The sequence below is a fragment of the Streptococcus oralis subsp. dentisani genome, from assembly GCF_002096615.1.
Taxonomy (GTDB): Bacteria; Bacillota; Bacilli; order Lactobacillales; family Streptococcaceae; genus Streptococcus; species Streptococcus oralis_U.
Genome location: NZ_NCUX01000032.1, coordinates 387,705 through 411,526, shown reverse-complemented (window position 1 = coordinate 411,526; position 23,822 = coordinate 387,705). Strand labels below are relative to the sequence as shown.

22 protein-coding genes and 3 tRNA genes are annotated in these 23,822 nt (G+C 35.7%); 8 read left to right on the top strand and 17 right to left on the bottom strand.

What is annotated here, in order from left to right:
* Window positions 1-117 precede the first annotated feature (117 nt).
* From B7708_RS07135 to B7708_RS07065, 16 genes are all read right to left on the bottom strand, one after another.
* Window positions 118-591, bottom strand: coding sequence for a transcriptional regulator (locus B7708_RS07135; protein WP_084974765.1), 474 nt, complete (start codon window positions 589-591; stop codon window positions 118-120).
* Window positions 592-710: 119 nt separating this feature from the next.
* Window positions 711-2,669 carry an ATP-dependent zinc metalloprotease FtsH gene (gene ftsH, locus B7708_RS07130; protein ID WP_084974763.1) on the bottom strand — a complete coding sequence of 653 codons (1,959 nt, stop codon included), beginning with the start codon at window positions 2,667-2,669 and terminating at the stop codon, window positions 711-713.
* A 15-nt stretch (window positions 2,670-2,684) separates the two neighbouring features.
* Window positions 2,685-3,227 (bottom strand): hypoxanthine phosphoribosyltransferase, encoded by a 543-nt coding sequence (gene hpt, locus B7708_RS07125; protein ID WP_084974761.1) that lies wholly within the window; start codon window positions 3,225-3,227, stop codon window positions 2,685-2,687.
* 4 nt (window positions 3,228-3,231) lie between these two features.
* Window positions 3,232-4,509, bottom strand: a complete 1,278-nt coding sequence (gene tilS / locus B7708_RS07120; protein ID WP_084974759.1) for a tRNA lysidine(34) synthetase TilS — start codon at window positions 4,507-4,509, stop codon at window positions 3,232-3,234.
* Window positions 4,506-5,777 carry a serine hydrolase gene (locus B7708_RS07115; RefSeq protein ID WP_084974757.1) on the bottom strand — a complete coding sequence of 424 codons (1,272 nt, stop codon included), beginning with the start codon at window positions 5,775-5,777 and terminating at the stop codon, window positions 4,506-4,508. Before B7708_RS07115 ends, tilS begins: the two co-directional genes overlap by 4 nt.
* Window positions 5,770-5,892, bottom strand: a complete 123-nt coding sequence (locus B7708_RS10150) for an SP_0009 family protein (RefSeq protein ID WP_000429345.1) — start codon at window positions 5,890-5,892, stop codon at window positions 5,770-5,772. Before B7708_RS10150 ends, B7708_RS07115 begins: the two co-directional genes overlap by 8 nt.
* Before the next feature lie 4 nt (window positions 5,893-5,896).
* Entirely contained in the window at window positions 5,897-6,265 is a 369-nt protein-coding gene (locus B7708_RS07110) for a septum formation initiator family protein (protein ID WP_084974755.1), read from the bottom strand.
* On the bottom strand, window positions 6,258-6,524 hold the full coding sequence (locus tag B7708_RS07105; protein ID WP_001234975.1) for an RNA-binding S4 domain-containing protein: 267 nt from the start codon (window positions 6,522-6,524) through the stop codon (window positions 6,258-6,260). Before B7708_RS07105 ends, B7708_RS07110 begins: the two co-directional genes overlap by 8 nt.
* A 57-nt stretch (window positions 6,525-6,581) precedes the next feature.
* Window positions 6,582-10,085, bottom strand: a complete 3,504-nt coding sequence (mfd, locus tag B7708_RS07100) for a transcription-repair coupling factor (protein WP_084974753.1) — start codon at window positions 10,083-10,085, stop codon at window positions 6,582-6,584.
* Entirely contained in the window at window positions 10,086-10,655 is a 570-nt protein-coding gene (gene pth / locus B7708_RS07095; RefSeq protein ID WP_084974752.1) for an aminoacyl-tRNA hydrolase, read from the bottom strand.
* A gap of 72 nt (window positions 10,656-10,727) precedes the next feature.
* Complete coding sequence (gene ychF / locus B7708_RS07090; RefSeq protein ID WP_084974750.1) at window positions 10,728-11,843, bottom strand: redox-regulated ATPase YchF; 1,116 nt, start codon at window positions 11,841-11,843, stop codon at window positions 10,728-10,730.
* An 84-nt stretch (window positions 11,844-11,927) separates the two neighbouring features.
* Window positions 11,928-12,122 (bottom strand): DUF951 domain-containing protein, encoded by a 195-nt coding sequence (locus B7708_RS07085; RefSeq protein WP_000285177.1) that lies wholly within the window; start codon window positions 12,120-12,122, stop codon window positions 11,928-11,930.
* 64 nt (window positions 12,123-12,186) lie between these two features.
* Entirely contained in the window at window positions 12,187-13,323 is a 1,137-nt protein-coding gene (dnaN, locus tag B7708_RS07080; protein ID WP_084974748.1) for a DNA polymerase III subunit beta, read from the bottom strand.
* Window positions 13,324-13,482: 159 nt separating this feature from the next.
* Complete coding sequence (dnaA, locus tag B7708_RS07075) at window positions 13,483-14,844, bottom strand: chromosomal replication initiator protein DnaA (RefSeq protein WP_084974746.1); 1,362 nt, start codon at window positions 14,842-14,844, stop codon at window positions 13,483-13,485.
* A gap of 223 nt (window positions 14,845-15,067) precedes the next feature.
* On the bottom strand, window positions 15,068-15,826 hold the full coding sequence (locus B7708_RS07070) for a ParB/RepB/Spo0J family partition protein (RefSeq protein ID WP_084974744.1): 759 nt from the start codon (window positions 15,824-15,826) through the stop codon (window positions 15,068-15,070).
* Between the two features lie 57 nt (window positions 15,827-15,883).
* On the bottom strand, window positions 15,884-17,074 hold the full coding sequence (locus tag B7708_RS07065) for a S1C family serine protease (RefSeq protein WP_084974742.1): 1,191 nt from the start codon (window positions 17,072-17,074) through the stop codon (window positions 15,884-15,886).
* 184 nt (window positions 17,075-17,258) lie between these two features.
* Here B7708_RS07065 and rlmH point away from each other — a divergent pair, with 184 nt between their 5' ends.
* From rlmH to B7708_RS07030, 7 genes are all read left to right on the top strand, one after another.
* Window positions 17,259-17,738 carry a 23S rRNA (pseudouridine(1915)-N(3))-methyltransferase RlmH gene (gene rlmH, locus B7708_RS07060; RefSeq protein WP_000694218.1) on the top strand — a complete coding sequence of 160 codons (480 nt, stop codon included), beginning with the start codon at window positions 17,259-17,261 and terminating at the stop codon, window positions 17,736-17,738.
* A gap of 43 nt (window positions 17,739-17,781) precedes the next feature.
* Window positions 17,782-17,855, top strand: a tRNA-Arg gene (locus B7708_RS07055).
* 166 nt (window positions 17,856-18,021) lie between these two features.
* The gene (gene comC / locus B7708_RS07050) at window positions 18,022-18,147 is read left to right on the top strand and encodes a competence-stimulating peptide ComC (protein ID WP_084974740.1); all 126 of its coding nucleotides are present in this window, start codon (window positions 18,022-18,024) and stop codon (window positions 18,145-18,147) included.
* A 21-nt stretch (window positions 18,148-18,168) separates the two neighbouring features.
* Window positions 18,169-19,488, top strand: coding sequence for a competence system sensor histidine kinase ComD (gene comD / locus B7708_RS07045; RefSeq protein ID WP_084974737.1), 1,320 nt, complete (start codon window positions 18,169-18,171; stop codon window positions 19,486-19,488).
* Complete coding sequence (gene comE, locus B7708_RS07040; protein WP_084974735.1) at window positions 19,485-20,237, top strand: competence system response regulator transcription factor ComE; 753 nt, start codon at window positions 19,485-19,487, stop codon at window positions 20,235-20,237. The genes comD and comE overlap by 4 nt, the downstream gene beginning before the upstream one ends.
* A 51-nt stretch (window positions 20,238-20,288) precedes the next feature.
* Window positions 20,289-20,360: transfer RNA gene (locus tag B7708_RS07035), tRNA-Glu, on the top strand.
* A gap of 5 nt (window positions 20,361-20,365) precedes the next feature.
* Window positions 20,366-20,439: transfer RNA gene (locus B7708_RS07030), tRNA-Asn, on the top strand.
* A gap of 40 nt (window positions 20,440-20,479) precedes the next feature.
* Here the strand turns inward: B7708_RS07030 and B7708_RS07025 are convergent.
* Window positions 20,480-21,022, bottom strand: coding sequence for a TetR/AcrR family transcriptional regulator (locus tag B7708_RS07025; protein ID WP_084974733.1), 543 nt, complete (start codon window positions 21,020-21,022; stop codon window positions 20,480-20,482).
* Window positions 21,023-21,150: 128 nt separating this feature from the next.
* Here B7708_RS07025 and B7708_RS07020 point away from each other — a divergent pair, with 128 nt between their 5' ends.
* Entirely contained in the window at window positions 21,151-23,805 is a 2,655-nt protein-coding gene (locus B7708_RS07020; RefSeq protein ID WP_084974731.1) for a YhgE/Pip domain-containing protein, read from the top strand.
* The last annotated feature ends 17 nt before the right edge of the window (window positions 23,806-23,822 follow it).

The following is a 23,822-nucleotide window of genomic DNA, read 5'->3' as shown; positions in this document are numbered from 1 at the left end:
TACCGCCGTGAAAAGGCGGTGTCTTAACCCCTTGACCAACGGACCTTGAGTTTTTCAACTCTTTCTATTATACCTACTTTTCAAACTTTGTCAAGATCTTTTTTGCCTATTTTCAGTTTATCTAAAATCACTCAATACCACTCTTAATTCTCCTAGAAGTGCCTTGCGTCCTTTGAAACATTCTCCTCCCATCAGACGTTCTAGTTGTTCTTGTTTTTCTTCCCCCTGACTTGCCTTGTAATTCTTTAGAAGCTCATGAAAGAGATAATAATCATCCAGTCTCAGTCCTTTTTCTCCTAGGCGATGGCTGATTTCGCTCACCTCCTCATAAGGCTCTTTGTCGAAACGGCGCTTGTGACTTTCCTGTTTACGGATGTAGTCTAGGATGCGATTGCGGAATTTAGTTTTAAAGCACACATATAATCGGCGACGTTCACCAACTAGTAACTCTGGATGGTGACTGACCAGCTCATACAGGCACATCATCCCCTCCTGGTCCCAGTCTTCTTTCTCCCACAGATGTAGATGATAATCTTTGCGACACTTATGGACAATCCCCTTACTTTCTTCGTATAGTTCTTTCAGATTCATAGACCTCTCCTTTCTGCATTTAGTTTAACAAAATGCACGAACCCATGGTCTATTTTCTCTATTCTATACTTCTTCCTCTCTCAACGGCACATAAAAAGAGAGGCAAAGCCTCTCTGGGGTTATTTTTCTTCACTCATTTTTGATTTTACTTCATCATAAGATAGGGCATGTGATTCCTCTTCTACTGTCTCAGGCATTTTTCCTGTTTCGTAAAGAGATTTAATTTGAGTACTATCCAATGTTTCGTATTTCAACAATGCCTCTGCAATCAGTTTGTGGGTTTCACGATTTGATTGGATAATTTCAGCAGCTTTGTTTCGTGCCTCATTCAATAATGAACGAACTTCCTCATCAATCTCATAGGCTGTTTGTTCTGAAATTGATTTTTGAGGACTTTGTGCACCAAACATAGCATGATTACCTTCATATTGAACTGGGCCAAGTTTTTCACTCATACCGTATTCAGTGACCATTGCACGCGCCATCTGTGTAGCTTGTTCAAAGTCATTTGAAGCTCCTGTAGTTTGGACATTAAAGATAATCTCTTCAGCTACACGACCACCCATCAAACCTGCTAATTGTTCTTTCATATCTTCTTTGGAAAGAAGCATTTGGTCTTCTTTAGGAAGTGCAATCATGTATCCGCCTGCACGTCCACGTGGCACGATGGTCACTTTATGAACAACACGGGCATTTGACAAGACTAAACCAACAATTGTATGTCCAGCCTCGTGATATGCAACCAATTCACGTTCTCTTTGTGATACTGTTTTATCTTTCTTAGATGGACCAGCAATCACTCTGTCCTCTGCCTCATCAATATCTGAAGCATCAATGACTGACTTGTTGCGACGGGCTGCAACCAAGGCTGCCTCATTTAGAACATTTTCTAAGTCAGCTCCCACAAAACCTGGGGTTTGTTGGGCAACTAGTTTCAAATCAACATCGTCTGCTAGAGGTTTGTTTTTAGCGTGAACTTTCAAAATTGCTTCACGACCTTTAACATCAGGACGACCAACCAAGACTTTTCTATCGAAACGTCCTGGACGGAGAAGAGCTGGATCTAGAACATCTGAACGGTTCGTTGCAGCGATAACGATGATTCCTTCATTTCCCTCAAAACCATCCATCTCAATTAAGAGTTGGTTCAAGGTTTGCTCACGTTCATCATTTCCTCCGCCGAGTCCGACACCACGTTGGCGACCAACAGCATCAATTTCATCGATAAAGATAATGGCTGGTGCTGCTTTTTTTGCATCCTCAAAAAGAGAACGAACACGGCTTGCACCAACTCCGACAAACATTTCTACAAAGTCAGATCCTGAGATGCTAAAGAATGGAACTCCTGCTTCTCCAGCAACTGCCTTAGCAAGTAAGGTTTTACCTGTCCCGGGAGGCCCCTCCAAAAGAACACCCGCAGGAATACGCGCACCAAGCTTTGTAAATCGTTTTGGATCTTTTAGGAATTCAACAACTTCGACTAATTCTTGTTTTTCTTCCTCGGCACCTGCAACATCTGAGAATCGTACCTTGATATCTTCTTTGTTAGCAGCTTTGGCCTTGCTACGTCCAAAACTCATTGGATTTCTACTATTATTTCCTCCCATATTTCCCATCATAGAGAATAGGAAGAAGAAGAGAATAGCAAATGGCACAACAGAAACAAGGATATTGATCCACATACCACTTGAACTCTCATGTTTGACTGTAACCTCAGCCTGATGTTCAGAAGCAAGTTTTTGCAATTCTGAAACTGTTGAATCAGACGGAAGAATAGTACTTGAGAATCTTTCTACTGTTGTAGCTGTAGGAGTGAAAAATTGAATTCCTGTTTCTTCTTTACTAGTCTTAGGATTTTTATAAACACCAGACACCTCAATGATGCTACCATTTGGCTGATAGGTCAATTCTTTTACATTGTCGGCTGTAATTTCTTTTACCAATTCTGTATAGTTAATTTTTTCACTTTTTCCAGCAGCATTTCCAGAGTAAAAATACTGGAACCCTGTTACAAGGAAGAAGATAATTAACAAGTATAGAAATGGATTTCTAACTAAACCATTATTTTGTTTTTTCATTAAAGATAGATCTTTCTAATTTGAATAAACTTCTTCTTTCAATACTCCAACATAAGGAAGGTTACGATAATTTTCTTTATAGTCCAGACCATAACCTACTACAAACTCATTTGGAATAGTAAAGCAAGTATAATCCGCTTCAATTTCAACAATGCGTCCTTCTGGTTTGTCTAACAAAGTCGCGATTTTAACAGAAGCTGCTTCTCTTGCAATAAACATATCTTTCAAATTCTTCAAAGTTTGACCTGTATCGATGATATCCTCTACAAATAAAACATGTCTTCCCTTGATATCTTGAGTTACGTCTTGCTTGATATTGATCACACCACTACTTGCTGTTCCACCATGGTAGCTAGATACCATCATGAAGTCCATCTCAATATGCGTATCAATATGTTTGACCAATTCAGCCATAAAAGGAATCGATCCTTTCAAAATTCCAACAAGAATTGGATTTTTCCCCTCATATTCTTTTGTTAGTTGCGCACCTAGCTTTTTAGCTGCTTCTGTAATTTCATCATGTGAAACGAGGATTTTTTTAATATCGTGTTCTAACATCTTTTTACCTATCTATTTTTTCTATATAAAGTACAGTGTTCATTATATCATTTTTCGTGTTTTTACTCAAATCACTGATAGCAATTCCCAAAATTGAGACAATTTCTCCAAATTGCTCAATAATAGGGGTTGTTTTTCGTTTTTCAATAGGGATTTTCAAATCTATAAACAAACGTCTCAGTTTCTTTCGATGCCCATTCAGGATAAGAACATCGCCAGGTTTTCGACATCTAATATGTACAGATGTTTCCCGTGAAACCGTTACTTTTTGAACAGAATTCCCTTCAATAGAGATACCAAAAGAAAATAAATAACCCATATATCGAACTTGATTTTGATAGTGTAACACAAGTTCATCTTCCTTTTCATCAGCCTGAGGACTGATTTTACAAACTCGAAAATTCTGATACTCTTTTATCAATTCATAGCCATTTTTAAGAGAATGACGATACTGGCTTTTCGTTGTTAAAATCTGTCGAACTTCAGCAAACTGAGCCTTTGTCAGATTTAAGTCTGGAAATTGATTAAGATAGTTCTGGAGCAAGATTCCTTGAGTTTGTTGAGAGTATGAAAATAGCTCATTCAAATCTTCCACATCAATTTGTTTCGAAAGCTCCGTTATTGCTGCTTGGTAATCTGAAATTTCCCTTCCTAAATCTAAAAGAGCAGATTTAAGACGAGGATTTTCTTTTTCAAGTTCTGGTAAATACCTATTTCGAATGCGATTGCGAAAATAGGTATTTTCCTGATTTGTTTGATCTTCAAAATGAACAATTGGTGGAAAATCCTTTTTATGAAAAGGCAACAAGGGACGAATGATTTCAATTCCATCAACTACTTGACTTTCTTTTATCCCTGTTAAATGACGTAACCGACTCCCTCGAATCAAGCGCATCAAAATCGTTTCAACCTGATCATCAGCATGATGTGCTGTTACAAGAGCGGTTGCTCCTGTTTCTTTCATGATTTTTCTAAAAAAATCATAGCGAAACTCTCGAGCACGCGCCTCTGAAAACTCTCCTGAAAAACTTGTGATATAAATAGGAAGTCCAGCTGCATCAGCTAACTTCCTTAGTTCATTTTCCTCCCAGTCAGACTCCCTTCTTTGCTTATGGTTGACATGTGCTAAAATCAGCTCAATTCCCAACTCATTTTGATAAGTAGACAATAGCTGGAATAAAAACATTGAATCCAGTCCACCAGACAGAGCCAACACAACTTTAGAATGTTTTTTGAAATACTCTTTTTGGAGAAAATGATTTAAAAAATCCCGGTCCCTCATTTTAGAACCTCATAGACATCCTTAGCTATCTTAGCAATGGTGTCATAATCAGAATTTTTAGTGAAAATAGAGAGAATGAAAGGTGAGTCTGTAAAGACAATGGCAGTATCATGTTTGAACTCGTCAGCATCTCCAATTTTATGAGCTACCTTAACCGAAACACCTTTCGCAATTCGTTGGTTATCAAAATTCGTCTTACTTAGAGACTCTAGTACAAAGCCATTCTGATTATAAATAGCTTCCATGACCTTTCCAGCCATTTTTGAAGAAGTCAATTTATCATTCACATCCCAATCTTCACCCATAATGGTGGACATTTTTTCTTTAAAAGCCCCGTCAGACTGATTGGTCACATAATAACCCAAAATATTATGAGCAACATTGTCAGACTCCTTTGTTACCTTGGTAATTAATTGCTGGAGGCTGTAGTCTTTGTTGTCTCCTGTTTTAGGTAAACTACCGCTACCTTCTGGTTTATAGGATCCGGGAAAGCTATTTACCTCTGGGATATACTTGAAGTTACTGTTCAGCGTATATTCCCCTTGATTTATCTTATCTTGAGCGTAATAAAGATAGGCTAGCTTCAAGATGCTAGCTGCATAGAGTTTGCTGTCTTCATTCACCCCAGCTTCTTTTCCTGTACTCAGCTGTTTAACATAAACAGAATAATTTTCATTCTGATAGTTGTTTGATAAAACTTCTTGAACCTTCTGGATACGATTGTCTTCTTCTGAGACGAACTCTTTTGATACCCACCCAACTTGATCAATATGAAGAAATTCTTGTCCCTCAGCAAAGAGGGTTCTATCTACTGTTACGCGTTGATAGGGAGAGAGGGATGAAGAAATTTCTTTAGCACCATAAGGACTGTTATAGATGACAAATCCCGGGTCCAACCATACTTGTCTATTTTGAGTTTGAACTTGACTTTGATCATAGACCAAGCGCTTATCTGCAAGGATAAACTGGTGATTATCTAATTTAAAAACAGGAATACCTTGTCTATTCAAACGCCATTCTACGATTTTAAAGGTGGTTCCAGGAGTCAATTTTCCAGACTCCTTAATCAAATCCTCATTTGCATAGATAGCCGTTTCTCCGTAAACCATTGGCGATTCAAGAACTTCTTTATAGTAAAATCCATGATCAGACTCAGTTAGATAATAAATTTCTTGTGAAGAGTAAGGAAGCTGTTTTTCTGTGCTAACTACTCTTGAAGTTATGATAAAAACAGATAGTAGTGATAACACTACTAAGAACTTATGCATTCTTCCCTTCCCTTTCTTCTTGTAATCGTAATAAATGATTTTTAGTTGCTAATTCCTCTAATTTTTCATCTGATAAACTTAAAAACTGCTCAACAACTTCTAATAAATTTTCCATGACATTACCTCGGAAGCAAATCAGGAATTGTATAAATTGCTTCTCGTTTCTTTGAGTAATAGTACTTGGCGCGTGCATATTTTGCTACATAGTCTTCATCTTTCAACTTTGCAGCAAAAGCGGCTTCCTTATCCTTTTCATCACTAAGAGTTTGGTACTGCTCTTTCAACTCTGTCAATTGCTGGCGGCGTTGTAATAACTGATTATAGCTTTGAGCCAAGTTATAAGTTGGTAAAATAAACAATAAAATCATCAAAATAAGGACCCAACCCATAAAGCGATTCCTCTTTTGTCTTTCCTTCATCAGGTAACGACGACGTTGATGTTCATTTTGAATAAAAGAATTATTCATCTGTACAATATTTTTAGACATTTTCTTCTACCCGTGTTTCACTGAGAATTTCGTACATGCCTGCTGCATCTTCTTTTTTTGTACTATCTTTCATCTCTAGTACTTTAACAAGCAACAACTTATTTCCAAAGCGAATTTCAACTTGGTCATCAACTTTTAAATCCGTTGAACTTTTGGCCAAGATTCCGTTCACCTTGATTCTACCTTTATCTGCTACTTCTTTTGCGACCGTGCGACGCTTAATAATTCGTGATACTTTTAAATACTTGTCTAATCTCATTTTTATTACCTCAAATTATTATTGTACCATTTTTATCCCTTTTATAGAAGAAAAACGTCAAAGAGAATTAGCTTCCTTTGATTCTTTTATCTCTAATAAATTTTCTCCAAAAATCAGCAGACCTTCTAAAATTTCATAATCCTTCTTGTTTCGGACATCAAATACGACTTCCATTAATCCCTTATTCTCAGCTATAGCTGCCTTTAAGTTCGTTGCGGATAAGGCTTTAAAATAATCTTGAGCCAAGAACAGTCGTTGAGTAACTTTTTCAAATTGAACTGTAATCTTATTTTCTTTTCTCTCCACACGTTCTACAAAGACCTTATCCAAGTATGATTTGACCAAACCAATCTCTAAAAGATAGGCTACTACGTCTGGATATTCTCCAAAGCGGTCCATCAATTCTTCTTGTAATTCTTCATAGTTGACACGGTTGTCAATTTGACGAATTTTCTTGTAAATCTCAATTTTATGTCGTTGATCAGAAATATAAGTGTCAGGAAGATAGGCATCGATTTGTAAAATCAACTCAGCATTTCCTTTGGTTCTTGTATTCCCATTGCCGTTACGTTTAGCAATAGCTTCCTCTAATAACTGCGAATACAATTCAAAACCAACAGAATCAATGAAACCAGACTGCGATTTTCCCAAAAGATTTCCTGCACCACGAATCGAAAGATCTCGCATCGCAATCTTAAATCCTGAGCCCAATTCTGTAAATCCTTTGATTGCTTCTAATCTCTTTTCAGAGACTTCACTGATTGATTTTTCTGGACGATACATGAGATAGGCATAGGCAATGCGATTACTACGACCAACTCTTCCTCTTAATTGATACAAGGTTGACAAGCCCATATGATCTGCATTTTCAATAAATAAGGTATTGGCATTTGGAATGTCTACCCCTGTCTCAATAATAGTAGTCGTCACCAAAATATCATATTGTCCTTCAATAAAGTCCAATAAAGTGTTTTCCAACTGAATTTCACTCATTTGTCCATGAACATATCCAATCGAAGCCTCTGGAATCAACTCCTGTAGCTCTGAAACCTTCTGATCAATCGTGTCAACTTTATTGTAAAGATAGTAAACTTGACCTCCACGCTCCATTTCACGCAAGACAGCATCACGAATCACACTATCATTCTTTTCCAAAACATAGGTTTGAACAGGATAGCGATTGGTTGGAGGAGTTTCAATAACAGACAAATCTCGGATTCCCAGCATAGACATATGAAGGGTACGAGGGATTGGCGTAGCTGTCAAGGTTAGGACATCCACTTGTTTCTTTAACTCTTTCAAAGTTTCCTTATGCTTGACACCAAATCGTTGTTCTTCATCAATAATCATCAATCCCAAATCTGAAAACACAACATCTTTTGACAAAACACGATGCGTTCCAATCAAAATATCGACTTGACCATTCTTTAGTTTTTCAAGTGTTTCTGCCTGCTCTTTTTTACTTCTAAAGCGACTCAACACATCAATATTAACAGCAAAATTTTGGAATCGTTCCTTAAAATTCGTATAGTGTTGTTGTGCTAAAACCGTCGTCGGAACTAGAACGACAACCTGTTTGTGATCATTGACCGCCTTAAAGGCTGCACGCATTGCAACTTCAGTCTTTCCAAAACCAACATCCCCAACTAAAAGTCGATCCATGGGATGAGAATCCTGCATATCTCTCTTGATTTCCTCAATACTACGAAGTTGATCATCCGTTTCAACATAAGGGAAGGCATCATCAAAAGCATGTTGATCTTCATCATCAGCTGAGAAAGCAAAACCCTTCAACTGACTACGCTCAGAATACAGTTTGATTAAATCGTCAGCTATATCCTCTACCTGGTTCTTAACTTTTTGCTTGGCTTTTTTAAAATGCCCGTCATTTAATTTATTTAGTTTAGGAGGTTTCCCATCACTTGAAACATATTTGGAAAGTAACTGAATCTGTTCTACTGGGATAGAAATTTGATCACCATTTTGATATTGAACACTGACATAATCACGGTGAATACCTTTGATTTCAATTGTTTCAATTCCTAGATATTGACCAATTCCATGAATATGGTGAACAACGTAGTCCCCTTTTTCAAGTTCATTATAATCTTTTAATCGCTCTGCGTTTGAAGCATGTTGTCTTCGAAAACGACGTTTTAATTTCTTTTGAAAAATCTCATGTTCAGTAATCAAGAGAATTTTTTCATCTACAAAATGAAAACCATATCTTAGATTACCCTCAATCAAGTTTACAGATTCTTTACAGATACTTGACTTATCTCTAGAATCCAATTTAATCTGGTATTCCTCTAAAACATCCTCCAATGTTTTACTTCCCATTGAGTTGCTAGACTGCAAAACAATGGTGTAGTCCATTTTTTTGTATCGCTCAATTTCTTCTTTAAGAAAAGAAAACTGATTGAAAAATTCTTGCATAGGGTATTGATTAAATTGATAAATGTGATCAAACCTGAGATTCCCTAAACCCTTTTGCAGATTAGAAAAAAAGGTCACTGGACTTTGTTTTTTATAGGTTTGCTCTGTATCTGCAAAATACTGCATCCCAGAAAATGATTTACCATTCTGTAAATCTTCTGTAAAGTATTGTGCTAATTCTCTTTCAAAGGCTTCATACTGATTCATCAATTTTTGATAGTCATCAAAGAATACTAGTGTATCTTTTTCAATATAATCAAATACAGTCCATGTTTTATCATAACATAAGGACAAAAACTTTCGACTATCTGAATGTACTTGTTTTTGATGAAAACTTGACAAAATTTCTTCTAAATAGGATTTCAAAATCGGCGATTGAGTCTTCGAAATTTGCTTTTCTAAAGCTGACTGACCTCGTTGATAATCCTTTTCTCTCAAAAGCATATCACTAGCTGGAAAGATGGCAAGTTCTGTTTGATTTTCCTTCGATAATTGTGTCTCGACTTCAAAAGTACGAATGCCATCAACTTCATCACCAAAAAACTCGATTCGGAAAGGTTCTAACTGAGACATTTCAAAAATATCTAAAATATCTCCTCGAATACTAAACTCCCCTTGAGTCTGTACTTGAGTAACTTTGCGATAACCGATTTCCTTTAATTTGTGAAGAAGGTCATGTTGGTCATATTCTTTACCGACTGCAATCCTTATAATACTTTCTTTAAATCTAGTCGGAGAGGGTAAAATCAATCGACTTGCTGCGATATTACAAACTAAAATCCCTTTCTTAGACGGATCACTCAAAAAACGCAAGGCCTCAACCCGCGAAATGATTTTTTCTTGCGAAGACATCAAAAACTCTACCATAGGAGAGTCATCTACCAAAAAAGGATAGACAAGTTCCTCTCCTAAGAGAGAAAGAAGATCACTGATAATTCGTTCTGCTTCTCCATAAGTCGAGGTCAGTAACACAACCTTATTTTCTTTTTCTAGACTGCTTGCAATTGCAAGAGCCTTGGTAGACGTTGATAAACCAAGTATTAGTTGTCTTTTCTTATCTATCAGATTTTGATGCCATTTTTTTATCTGGTCATTTTCTGAGAATAAATCTAATAAAGTCACCATTTAACCATTATACCTCTGCATTGTTTTCTCAAAGTTTCTCTCTTGTAAATAGTAGTTTACAGCATCGTCAACCTTGTCAATAGACTGTAAAATACCCACATAGTCATCCTGATCAAACTTACTTAAAACATGATGAACAACTGACATGCTTTTTTTAGGTCTTCCAATACCTATTTTAACACGGTTAAATACTTGGGTTCCAACATGTTGAATAATAGACTTGATACCATTATGACCACCTGCTGAACCCTTTGCTCTTAAACGAATTTTCCCAACTTCCATGTCAAGATCGTCGTAAATAACGAGTAAATCTTCAATATCCAAACCATAATAAGTCAATAAAGCATGAACAGCTTTCCCGCTTTCATTCATAAAGGTCGTTGGTTTGACAAGATAAATTTTTTCACCATTGAGGAAAAAAGATGCTAGGTCAGCTTGAAATATCTTGTCGTGTGTAAAGGTGACATTTTGTTTTTTGGCTAGTTGGTCAATCAACATAAATCCAACATTGTGTTTGGTTTCAAAATATTTATCCCCTGGATTTCCCAATCCAACAAGTAATTTAGTCATTTATTTTCCTTTCAAAAGCCAAAAGGGTTGGAATTTTTTTCCAACCTAATTGACACTATTTGTAAAATATTATTAGACATTAAAGCGGAATTCCATGATATCGCCATCTTGAACGATATATTCTTTTCCTTCTTCACGCAAACGCCCAGCTTCTTTTACAGCCTTTTCAGATCCGTATTTCACTAGATCCTCATATGACATGGTCACTGCACGAATAAAACCTTTTTCAAAATCTGAGTGGATAATACCAGCTGCTTGAGGAGCTTTCATACCACGCTTAAAGGTCCAAGCACGGACTTCTTTTTCACCAGCTGTAAAGTAAGTTCCAAGTCCAAGCAAGTGGTAAGCAGCTCGAGTCAATTTATCAACGCCTGATTCTGTCAAGCCAAGTGCTTCAAGAAACTCTCGCTTATCTTCATCATCTAACTCAGAAATTTCTTCCTCAGCACGCGCGGAAATAACTACTACTTCAGCATTCTCTGTCGCTGCAAATTCACGAATTTGTTTGACATAGTCGATAGAATCTGGATCTGAGACGACATCCTCATCCACATTAGCAACATAAAGAACTGGTTTAGTTGTCAAAAGGAAGAGACCTTTGACAACCTTTTGTTCCTCATCTGTAAATTCAATCGTACGAGCTGATTTTCCATCTTCAAGGACAGGTTTAATTTTTTGAAGAACATTGAATTCCGCCACAGATTCCTTATCTTTTTGCGTACGTGCCATCTTTTCTACACGCGCATAGCGTTTATTAACTGATTCTAAGTCTGCAAGAATCAACTCCAGGTTAATGGTATCAATATCTGCAAGTGGATCCACAAAGGCGTCTTCACGTCCTTGCTCGCGCATAACATTTTCATCATCAAATGCACGCACAACATGAACAATGGCATCTACTTCACGGATGTTGGCCAAAAATTTATTCCCTAGACCTTCTCCTTTTGATGCGCCTTTTACAATCCCTGCAATATCTGTAAATTCAAAAGTTGTTGGAACTGTCTTTTTAGGAGTAATCATTTCAGTTAGTTTTTGTAGGCGTTCATCTGGAACTTCTACCATTCCAACGTTTGGATCAATAGTCGCAAATGGGTAGTTTGCTGCCTCTGCTCCTGCTTTTGTAATTGCATTAAAAAGGGTTGATTTCCCAACGTTTGGCAAACCAACGATACCTGCTGTTAAAGCCATAGTTTCTCATTCTCCGTTCTCATTTCAATCCCTAACATTATAACACAAAAAGGGAAAACTTGCTAACTCTCTAACTAAGGGTTCTTAGTCAATAATCTTATTCATTTTTCGTTCAAAATCATGGCGACTCATCATAACAAGGTGGTCGCAATTGCTACATTTGATTTTGATATCTGCCCCTACACGTGTAATTTCCCAACGATTGGCTTTTTTACCAGTTGATTTGATGGTGCAAGCATGTGGTTTTTTCATCTCAATAAAATTTCCAACTTGATACATATTACTCTCCTTTTCTTTTTCGATTATATCATAAAAGAGGCGAGCTAGGCTCAACCTCTTTCACTTAATTTGTACGAACTGGTGTGATGAGCTGCATGAAATCTTCGTCAGTATCTGCTGGCACAAGAGTAAATGGACGAACTGCTGAGATAAAGCTAATGGTCACTTTTTCACTATTTAAAGCCTTGAGGGAATCAATCAAGTAAGTTGGGTTGAAACTAATAGTCAAATCGTCTCCAGTCACCTGCTCAGTATCGATTTCTTCGTTTACTTTACCAACTTCAGGAGAGTGAACATGGGCGCTAACAACTCCGCCCTTAATTTCAAGCCTCACAGTACCATTTTGAGTCGCACTTGATAAAAGACGAGCACGTTCCATTGACTGGCGTAAATTTACCACATCAAAAGTAATTGTAGTGTTAAAGTCTGTTGGAATCAAACGATCTGTATCAGGATAGTTTCCTTCTAGGAGACGAGTGTAGAAGCTAATATTTTCGCTTCTAAAGAGGATTTGATTATTGGCAAAGAAAATCTCCACTGTTTCGATATCATCTGTAAAAACAGCTGAAAATTCGCGTAGAGAACGACTAGGAATCACCACATCGAAATCATCTCCATTTTTTTCAAGAGTCAATTTTTTCTGGCTAAGGCGGTGTGAGTCTGTCGCAACTGTTTTTAATTCTTTGTGTTGGCTCAATACGAAGTGGACACCTGTCAAAATTGGACGACTTTCCTGCGTACTTGCAGCAAAAGCTGTTTCATTGATAATTTTCTTGAGTAGTTTTGTTTCAAGAACCAAAGGTGTGCTTGCTGAAATTTCTTGGATTCGTGGGTACTGTTCGCTATCTTTTCCTTTTAGAGTAATTTCTGATTTGCCACTAGTTAAAACAATTTGTTTTTGTTCAATCTCTTTGAAATCAAGCGTTACGTCTGGAAGACTAGATACCACATTGATAAAGAAAGAAGCTTCAAGAAGAATCGAACCTAAGGAAGTAATCAAAAGACCAGCATCTTCATTCTTTTGAGAAATAAAGTTTTCGATTGAAATTTGTCCATTTGATCCAATTAAAGTAATACCTTCATTGGTAACATCAATTTTGATAGTTGATAAAATAGGAATAGCATTTTTTGAGCTAATTGCTCGTTTTGTGGTATTTAAGGCTTGTAGAAATAAATTTTTATTAATTGAAAAATGAATCATGGATTCTCCTTTATTTATTTTTTAGTATTAGAAGGATAATAGAAATAATAGAGTGTGTGAATTCTGTGGAAAACTGATTTCTATTTAGTAATTTCAGACTTTTAAGCTTGTTTAAAAAATGTGGATAAAAAAGATAGAAAAGGAAAAGTTATCCACAAATTATTTAATTTTCTTTTTGATTGCTTCGATTTCTAAGCGTAAATTATCGTCTTCGTCAATCAAGGATTTAATTTTAGCATGGGCATGAATAACGGTGGTGTGATCCTTTCCGCCAAATTCTTTTCCGATTTTTGGAAGACTATTATCTGTCAGTTCTCTAGCTAGATACATGGCTACTTGACGCGCCAAAACGATATTCTGAACTCGTCTCGTCCCCTTCATTTCTTTGACACTCACTCCATAAAAATTACCAACTTCAGTTTGGATTTTGTCAATTGGAATGACTAGCAGTTGGCTAACATCTTGTTTGCGAGCTCTAATAGCCTCTGCAGCAATATCAATAGTGATGTCTTTAATCTTCTTTACTCTGGCAATTAAAGTGATATCGTTAATTGCTCCTTCCAATTCTCGAACATTTGAATCAAATTGGCCAGCCAGATATTCTAGGGTATCACTCTGGAAATGGTAGTTTAAATGTTCCGTTTTACTTTGAAGAATGGCGATACGTGTCTCAAAGTCAGGAGGGGTGATATTTTGAGTCAATCCCCAGCTAAAGCGCGTGACAAGTCTTTCTTCAAGTCCTTCTAAGTGTTTAGGACTTCGGTCACTAGTCAGAACGATTTGTTTTTGATTGCTATGAAGAGCGTTGAAAGTATTGAAAAACTCTTCTTGAGTTGCAACTTTTTTACCGCTGAGAGATTGGATATCATCGATCAGTAAGAGATCAAGGCTTCGGTAAGTTTTTTTAAATTTTTCCATTTCCCCAAGTCTCAGGTGTTCAAGAAAATCATTGATAAAACTTTCAGCAGGAATATACTTAACCCGAGCTTCAGGAATATTTTTTAGAATTTCATTTCCGATAGCATTCAGTAAGTGGGTTTTCCCTAGTCCAGGACCACCATAAATGAAAAGGGGATTATAAGTCAAGGCGAGGTCTTCGGAAACAGCCAGAGCAGCAGACTTAGCCCAGATATTCCCATCTCCTTGAATAAAGTTATCAAAGGTATATTTTTCCTTCAATCCTGTTTCAGAATATGGAATAGCAAGATTGGCCTGTGAAGCAACATAATGATTGCTATTTTCAGAATCCATGACATAGGTTGAAGATCCTTCCTCAGGCTTTGTTAAGACAAATTGAGTTTTTATTTCAGTATCATAAACTTCAAAACCAGCAGCCACAATGATATCTTTGAGTTGTTTTTTCCAAACCATTTCCATTTCAGGTCTAGGTAAAAAGATAGTAGCTACATTTCCCTCCACTTTTATGAGTTCAGCAGGTGTGGCATAGAAATCGTACATGGAACGTGTCAATCTTTCTTGAGCCAATTCCAAGATTTGATTCCAAAATTGTTTTTCTTTCACCGATTATCCCCTCCTTTGCTATATTTGATGTAAAAAGGTTTATTGTTAGATTTATTTTACCATAGATGCTAGCATTTTTCCACAATCTGTGGAAAAGAATCCACAATGTTTATATTTTTTATCCACAGGTTGGGGATAAGTGAGGGATTCCCTTGAATTCTTTGTTTTTTTGCTATAAAAAATAGTGGATAAATTTGTGAGTTGAAAAAATAAAAGAACAGCCTTATTTCAGGCTGTTGATAATTCTGTCATATTCTTCTTGGCTTGAAAAAGAAATAATAACCTTTCCAGTATCTTTTTTAGAAAGTTTAATTTCTACATTTAATCCAAGTAGTTTTTTTAATTTATCTTCCTCATCTTTAATGAAAGAATCACTTTTTTTCTGCTTCTTTTGTTTTTTCTCTGTCAGTAATGTTTCGAGCTTTCTCACAGAGATATCTTCATTTTTGATTAGTTGAAAGAAATATTCCTGTCGCTCTTTATCCAAACCAACTAGTGAGCGTGCATGAGCTTGAGAAATTTTTCCATTTTCTACTTCAGATAAGATATGCTCTGGTAGGGAAAGCAAACGAATAAAATTAGTGATATAAGGACGAGATTTTCCCATTTTATCTGCTATTTCGGTATGGGTATATCCTTTTTCAACTAAAGAGTCATAGGCGCGTGCCTCTTCAACTGGATTCAAGTTTTCTCTCTGCAAATTTTCAATGATTGATTGAATCATCATTTCTTGATCTGAAAGGTGTTTTACAACTGCTGGAATAGAGTTCAGACCAGCCAAGAGAGAAGCTCGATATCGTCTTTCTCCTGCAAGGATTTCATAACCAATTACAGGAGATTGACGAACGATGATTGGTTGGATTAGCCCATTTTCTTTGATTGACTGAGCCAATTCCTTTAATTTTTCTACATCAAATTCTTTCCGAGGTTGGTAAGGATTTTTTTGTATTTCAGAGATAGAAATCATTTCAAATTTTTCCATGATTCTACACTAACATATCTTTTATTATATGTAAAGTTTTCTTTACACTGATGTCAATTAAGATTCTAAATCACTTGTACTTTTATCTAGTTTAACAGTTGTAGTCTCCTCTTTCCCATTTCGATAGTAGGTGATTTTAATAATGTCTCCGATAGAATGGTTGTAAAGAGCACTCTGTAAATCTGTTGACGAAGAAATCTCCTTGTCGTCAACTTTGGTAATAACGTCGTATTTTTCAAGGTGACCAGATGCAGGCATATTACTTTGAACAGATTTTACCACTACACCAGAAGTCACGCTATTTGGAATATTGAGTTTTCTAAGATCACTAGCTCCGATATTAGCCAAATTAACCATTTGAATTCCAAGAGCAGGGCGAGTCACTTTACCGTCACTTTCAAGCTGTTTAATAATATTTTGAGCATCATTTGATGGGATTGCAAAACCAAGACCTTCGACAGAGGTTCCACCATTACTTGCAATTTTACTTGATGTAATACCGATGACTTGTCCTTGAATATTTACCAGTGGACCACCAGAGTTACCAGGGTTAATGGCCGTATCTGTCTGAATAGCTTTTGTAGAAATCGCTTGACCATCTTGAGATTTTAGAGAGACATTTCGATTGAGACTTGAAATGATTCCTTGGGTAACTGTATTGGCATATTCGGATCCTAGAGGACTACCAATTGCGATTGCAGTCTCACCAACATTTAGTTTGCTAGAATCTCCAAATTCTGCTACGGTTGTGACTTTTTCTGAAGAAATTTTTACGACAGCAATATCAGAGAACGTATCAGAACCGACAATTTCACCAGGAACTTTTGTACCGTCTGCTAAACGGATATCAACTTTTGAAGCTCCTTTAATAACGTGGGTATTTGTCACAAGGTAGGCATCTTTCCCATTCTTTTTGTAAATAACACCAGAACCTTCACTTGCTACCTGTTGAGAGTCGGTATCCGTATCTGTCTCGTCATTTCCAAAAACACTATTTTGCCGATTTGCTGAATAAGTGATGACCGACACAACGGCATCTTTTACCTTATTAACGGCCTGAGTTGTTGCATTTTCATTTTTGTAGGAAGTCTGAGTAACAGTGTTTGTAGTGTTATTTGTGGCTTGACTTACTTGTTTTTGATAAAGTTGCAGTGTCACAAAACTTCCTAGGGCACCACTCAAAAATCCTATCAGAATGATGATAAGAAAGGTAACTCCTTTTTTGTAAAATTTTTGTAAGTGTTTCATAAACGCCTCCGTTTGTTTTTTATTTGATTAAAGTATAAATCTATTAACTTAATTCAAGCTTAAAGGTAGAAGTTTTACACAAGTTGTGGATAACTCGCTTTTTTTCTGTGAATTTGCTAGTTTTACTAGATAATTCTTTGTGAATAAGATGTGAAATGAAGTGTGAATATGTTAGAATAGAAGAATGAAAATAAAAATTGTAACAGTTGGAAAACTGAAGGAAAAATATCTTAAAGATGGCATTGCTGAATATAGTAAACGTATATCTCGTTTTGCCACTGTAGAAATCATTGAGTTAGCTGATGAAAAAACTCCAGATAAGGCAAGTGAGTCAGAAAATTACAAAATATTAGAAATAGAGGGAAATCGAATTCTTTCTAAAGTTGGAGAAAGAGATTTTGTTGTTGTGTTGGCAATTGAAGGAAAAACTCTCTCTTCAGAAGAATTCAGTAGACAGCTGGAACAGGCTTCTATAAAGGGATTTTCTACCCTTACATTTATTATTGGTGGAAGTCTGGGACTATCCCCTGCTGTGAAGTATCGAGCGAATCTTTCTGTTAGTTTTGGACGTTTGACCTTGCCACATCAGTTAATGAGATTAGTTCTTGTTGAACAAATTTATCGTGCTTTTACCATTCAGCAGGGATCCCCTTATCATAAATAGAAGATTGACTTACTTCTTGTTTTTTGATAGAATGGTCATGTTAGGTCTCATAGCTCAGCTGGATAGAGCATTCGCCTTCTAAGCGAACGGTCGCAGGTTCGAATCCTGCTGGGATCAGTACATTAAAGAAAAAGCTGGGATTATTTCCCAGCTTTTTTCTTCAAAAGGTGCATTTCAGGTGTAAAAAAGTACAGTTGAGAAGAAATTTTTCTTAAGTGATCTTCATTTTGTATAATAGATTTGTAAGATAACTTACAAGAAAAACAATACAGGAGATTTTATTATGAAAAACACAGTTAAATTGGAACAGTTCACAAAGCTTACAGAGAAAGAATTGCAGGAGATTCAAGGTGGGGAATGGAGAATTCCAGAATTAATACGTAATCTTATTTTTCCAAAAAGAAAATAACTGGAATAAAGGTAAAAAGTAATGAATTTATTTGGATTAGTAATAGCTTTTTTTTATGTTTTTATCATTAGTAAAATTTATGAATGGACTTGTAATGCAACTAAAAAAGAAAAATATATTTATAGTCTTTATGTTTTTTTACTACAATTAATATTAGAAGAAATAATGTATTTACTAGCCTTAGATGGTTACGGCTTGTCTAAATTTTTATTTCCTTTACTCATATTCGGTTACTTTTTTGGATTTCAGAAGTATGATAAGTCTAAGGGAGTTTTTATAAGCCTATTATTTTCTCTCTTATATCATAGTAGTAATAACTTTATATCGGTAACTTTATCATCTATAACAGGAGATGATATTGCATTAGAATATAATAATTATTTTATTATATTTGTACTTATTTTAACCTATTTGGTTATTAAAATTGTCATATCTTATTTCCATTTGGAGTTTAAATATTTTGACAAAGAATATCTCTATTCTTTTTTGAAAAAAGTGCTATATGCATTTATCTTCTTGCATATCGTCTCTTTTATTTCAGATATCGTGAGTACTATTTCTCATTTAAATAGTTTTGGAAGTATTTTATCAACCATTGTTTTTATTTGCTTGTTATTGATTTTCTTTGCAATGAATTCTTATAAGGTTCAAATTGAAAAAGAGATTGCCCTAAAGCAGAAGAAATTTGAACAAAAGCATTTACAGACTTATACTGATGAAATTGTCAAGTTGTATAATGAAATTCGAGGTTTTCGTCATGACTATGCAGGTATGCTTGTCAGCATGCAAATGGCAATTGACAGTGAAGATTTACAGGAAATTGACAGAGTTTACAATGAAGTATTAGTAAAAGCGAATCAAAAACTGCGTTCAGAAAAATATACTTACTTTGATTTGAACAATTTAGAAGATTCAGCTTTACGTAGTTTGATTGCTCAATCCATTGTTTATGCACGAAATAATGATGTAGAGTTTACATTGGAAGTAAAGGATGTTATTACTAGATTGTCAATGGATTTACTTGATCTTGTTCGCATCATGAGTATTCTCTTAAACAATGCTGTTGAAGGAGCCGCGGATAGTTACTTGAAACAAATGGAAGTTGCAGTCATTAAAATGGATTTTGAGACAGTTATAGTCATCCAGAATTCATGTAAAATCACTATGACGCCTTCAGAGGACTTATTTGCCTTAGGTTTCTCTACCAAGGGAAGAAATAGAGGTTTAGGGCTTAATAATGTCAAAGAGATTCTAGATAAATATGACAACATTATGTTAGAAACAGAGATGGAAGACAACACATTTAGACAAATTATTAGATTTAAGAGGGAATTCGAATGAAAGTATTAATTTTAGAAGATGTTATTGAGCATCAAGTGAGACTAGAGAGAATATTGAATGAAATCTCGGAGGAATCAAATATTCCTATTTCTTACAAGACAACAGGAAAAGTTCGTGAGTTTAAGGAATATATCGAAAATGATGAAGTAAATCAGCTTTATTTCCTAGATATCGATATTCACGGAATTGAGAAAAAGGGCTTTGAAGTGGCACAGTTTATCCGTCATCACAATCCTTATGCTATTATTGTCTTTATTACCAGTCGATCTGAATTTGCTACCTTAACGTACAAATACCAGGTATCAGCTCTAGATTTTGTAGACAAAGACATCAATGATGAATTGTTCAAAAAACGTATCGAGCAGAGTATTTTTTACACTAAGAGCATGCTGCTTGAAAACGAAGATGTTGTAGACTATTTTGATTACAACTATAAGGGAAATGATTTGAAAATCCCTTACCATGATATTTTGTATATCGAAACCACAGGTGTTTCTCATAAGTTGCGGATTATTGGTAAGAATTTTGCCAAAGAGTTCTATGGAACAATGACAGATATTCAAGAAAAGGACAAATATACCCAGCGATTTTATTCTCCTCATAAATCTTTCCTAATCAATATTGGAAATGTTAGAGAAATTGATCGAAAGAATCTAGAAGTTGTCTTTTATGAAGATCATCGCTGCCCCATCACTCGTTTGAAAGTTCGCAAACTGAGAGATATTCTGGAGAAAAAATCTAAAAAGTAATTGACAATTAGTAAGAAATTGATATAATGGTTATATCTGCTACAGATAGATGGTCCGTTGGTCAAGGGGTTAAGACACCGCCTTTTCACGGCGGTAACACGGGTTCGAATCCCGTACGGACTATTTTATCCGCCATAGCTCAGTTGGTAGTAGCGCATGACTGTTAATCATGATGTCGTAGGTTCGAGTCCTACTGGCGGAGTAAGATAAAAAGAACACCACTCGGTGTTCTTTTTTTATTCTTAGTTTGTATCACCTAACATTTTCATAAGGAAGTCTGTCATTTCTTGCGGACTTTCTTTTTTTCCATGGGCAATCCAAGTCTGGCAAACACCAAATAGGGCATTTGTTAGATAAATGCTACTATATTCGAGTTCAATTGGATTTAGTTGTAGTTGCATAAAGCGTTTTTGAAGGTCAGTGCTGAGCATAATATGAAGCTTATTTCTCAAGAAATTTTGGATTTCTTTTGTACCATTTTCAGATAAGAGTGCAGCCAAGAGTGGCTCAGACTCTAAATATTCAAATACTTCTAAAATAGCATCTCTTTTATGATGAGCATGTTTCTGGAAAATATACTCAAAGGTATGAAACAGCTTACTTTGGTAATGCTCAATCATATCATACTTATCCTTGTAGTGAGTGTAAAAGCTGGAACGACTGATTTCGGCTTTTTCTGCTAGCTTGACAGTAGAAATTTGATCAAAGGGGTGGTCCATCAATAATTGAACCATGGCATTTTCGATAATTCGCTTTGTTTTTAAACGTTTATTACTTTCTTTCATAATTCCTCCTTGTATACAAAAATAGACGATATGTCTAAAAAATGATTTTCCACCTTGTAATTTTGATTTTTTGATGTATAATCTATTATATCAAAATTTTAGACAATATGTTTAAAAAAGGAGGGAATATGTTTAAAGAATGGAAAGCAATATTTAAAAAACCGACCTTTATCATTGTAATGATAGGGATTTCTCTCATTCCGGCTTTATACAACATTATATTTTTATCATCCATGTGGGATCCTTATGGCCAATTATCCGAGTTACCTGTGGCAGTTGTCAATAAAGATAAGGAAGCTTCTTATAATGGACAGACAATGACAATTGGTGATGACATGGTGTCTAATTTAAAAGAAAATAAGGCTTTAGATTTTCATTTTGTTAATGAAGAGGAAGGGGAAAAAGGGCTAGAAGATGGTGACTACTACATGGTAGTGACTTTACCAAGTGACTTATCTGAAAAAGCTACTTCTATCCTAACGAATCATCCTGAACAGATGCAGATTGATTATCAGACTTCAAGTGGGCATAGCTTTATTGCAAGTAAGATGAGTGATTCTGCAATGACACAATTAAAACAAACCGTCTCCACTAATGTTACCGAAACGTATACCAAGGCTTTATTTCAAAAAATGAATGACTTGAAGTCTGGGATAAATAAGGCATCTGATGGAAGTGAACAATTGGCTAATGGAGCTGATCAGTTGGTGACAGGAAGTCAAACGTTGACGACAAATCTTAATACTCTAGCTAACTCAAGCGTAACTTTTTCAAATGGAGCAGATCAATTTACAAAAGGCTTATCTAGCTATGTGTCTGCTATAGAGCAATTACATATTGGTTTAGGAACTTTTAATAGTGGTTTACAAAGTTATACAAATGCTGTCTCACAAGTTGACACTGGACTTGGTCAATTAGCTTCAAAAACTCCTGAGTTGGTGACAGGTGTAAATCAGCTAAATATAGGTATAAAGTCCTATACAGGTGGCGTTTCACAACTGGATACAGGTCTCAATCAATTTTCAGTTGGTGTAAATGCTTATACAAGTAGTGTGAAAGAACTTTCTAACGGAACAAGTCAATTATCCAATCAATCAGATACACTAAGAGATGGAATGGAGCAATTAAATACTGGTATTAAAGAAATTTCAAGTCAATTAGAGTCCTCATCTCAACAAAATGAAGAAATAGCTCAATTGGCAACTAGTTTAGGAGAACTAAATAAAACACTACAAGCTCTTACAAACTCAGATAATATCCAACTAAAAAGTACATTGTCAGAAGTTTTGCCAAATCTAACAACTCTTGCTCAGGATATTGTGACTAAAAGTCAGACAGAACAAGAAAAAACTCTTGCGAACCTTCAATCAACAGCCACTTATCAATCTCTCACAGAGGAACAAAAGAAAGAACTGACAGAAGCTATTTCTAAAAATTCTAATTCTACTATTGAGTCAGCAAGAACAATTTTAACGACAGTAGAGGGATTAAAAGAAAGTATAGAGAATTCAGAACAACAAGTATCTAATCTATCTGATGTACAGACGAAGGCAAATCAACTCTTACCTGTAGCATCTAGTTCTTTGACAACATTGTCAAATGGATTTACAACATTGCAAAATGCTGTCAACAATCAGTTAGTTCCTGGAAGTCAGTCAATTGAAAAAGGAGTTGTAAACTACACTAAAGTACTGGATACTATTTCTATAGGTGCCAATCAGCTAAGTGAAAAGAATGCAAGTTTAACAACTAGTCTAGATCAATTAGTTTCTGGATCAAGTAAGTTGACAGAAAATACATCAACCTTGACAGCTGGAGTAGATGCGTTAGCTGGAAAAGCTCCAGAATTAGTATCAGGTATAGAAAGTTTGTCAACTGGTTCTGATCAATTGAATAATAAGAGCCCAGAGTTAATAGCAGGCCTTACTAAATTACAATTTGGTTCTGGTCAATTGACGGATAAATCAATACAGTTACTTTCTGCAGTATCTCAATTAGGAAGTGGTGCTATGAAGATTGCAGATGGTGCTGTAAAACTAGCAGAAGGTGGAACAACCTTAACCTCTAGTCTTGAAGATTTACAGACGGGAGTTGATTCATTAGGACAAGGATTAGGCAATGCTAATAATCAACTCAAATCAGCTTCAACAGAATCTAAAAATGCAGAAACATTATCTGAACCTCTACTTCTCTCAAAAACAGATAATGACCAAGTTCCTGTAAATGGGATTGCCATGGCTCCTTATATGATATCAGTTGCTCTTTTTGTTGCTGCTATATCTACCAATATGATTTTTGCTAAGTTGCCTTCTGGACGTCATCCAGAGAGTCGTTGGGCTTGGTTGAAGTCTCGCTCTGAAATAAATGGGATTATAGCTGTCTTAGCAGGTATTTTAGTTTATGGAGGTGTCCATCTTATTGGATTGACTGCGAACCATGAGATGAGGACCTTGATTCTAATTATCATCACAAGTTTAGCTTTCATGTCTATGGTGACAGCTTTAACAACTTGGAATAGCCGTATAGGAGCTTTCTTCTCTCTTATTTTACTTTTATTACAGTTAGCATCAAGTGCAGGGACCTATCCACTTGCTTTGACAAATGATTTCTTTAAGGGTGTCAATCCTTGGTTACCAATGAGTTACTCTGTATCAGGTTTACGACAAACAATTTCTATGACAGGAAATATTCATCAACAAGTCATTTTCCTTATTATAATACTAGTTTTCTTTACTGCTTTAGGTATGCTAGCTTATCAACCTAAGAAAATGGAAGAAGATTAAAAAGATTGACCAATTCC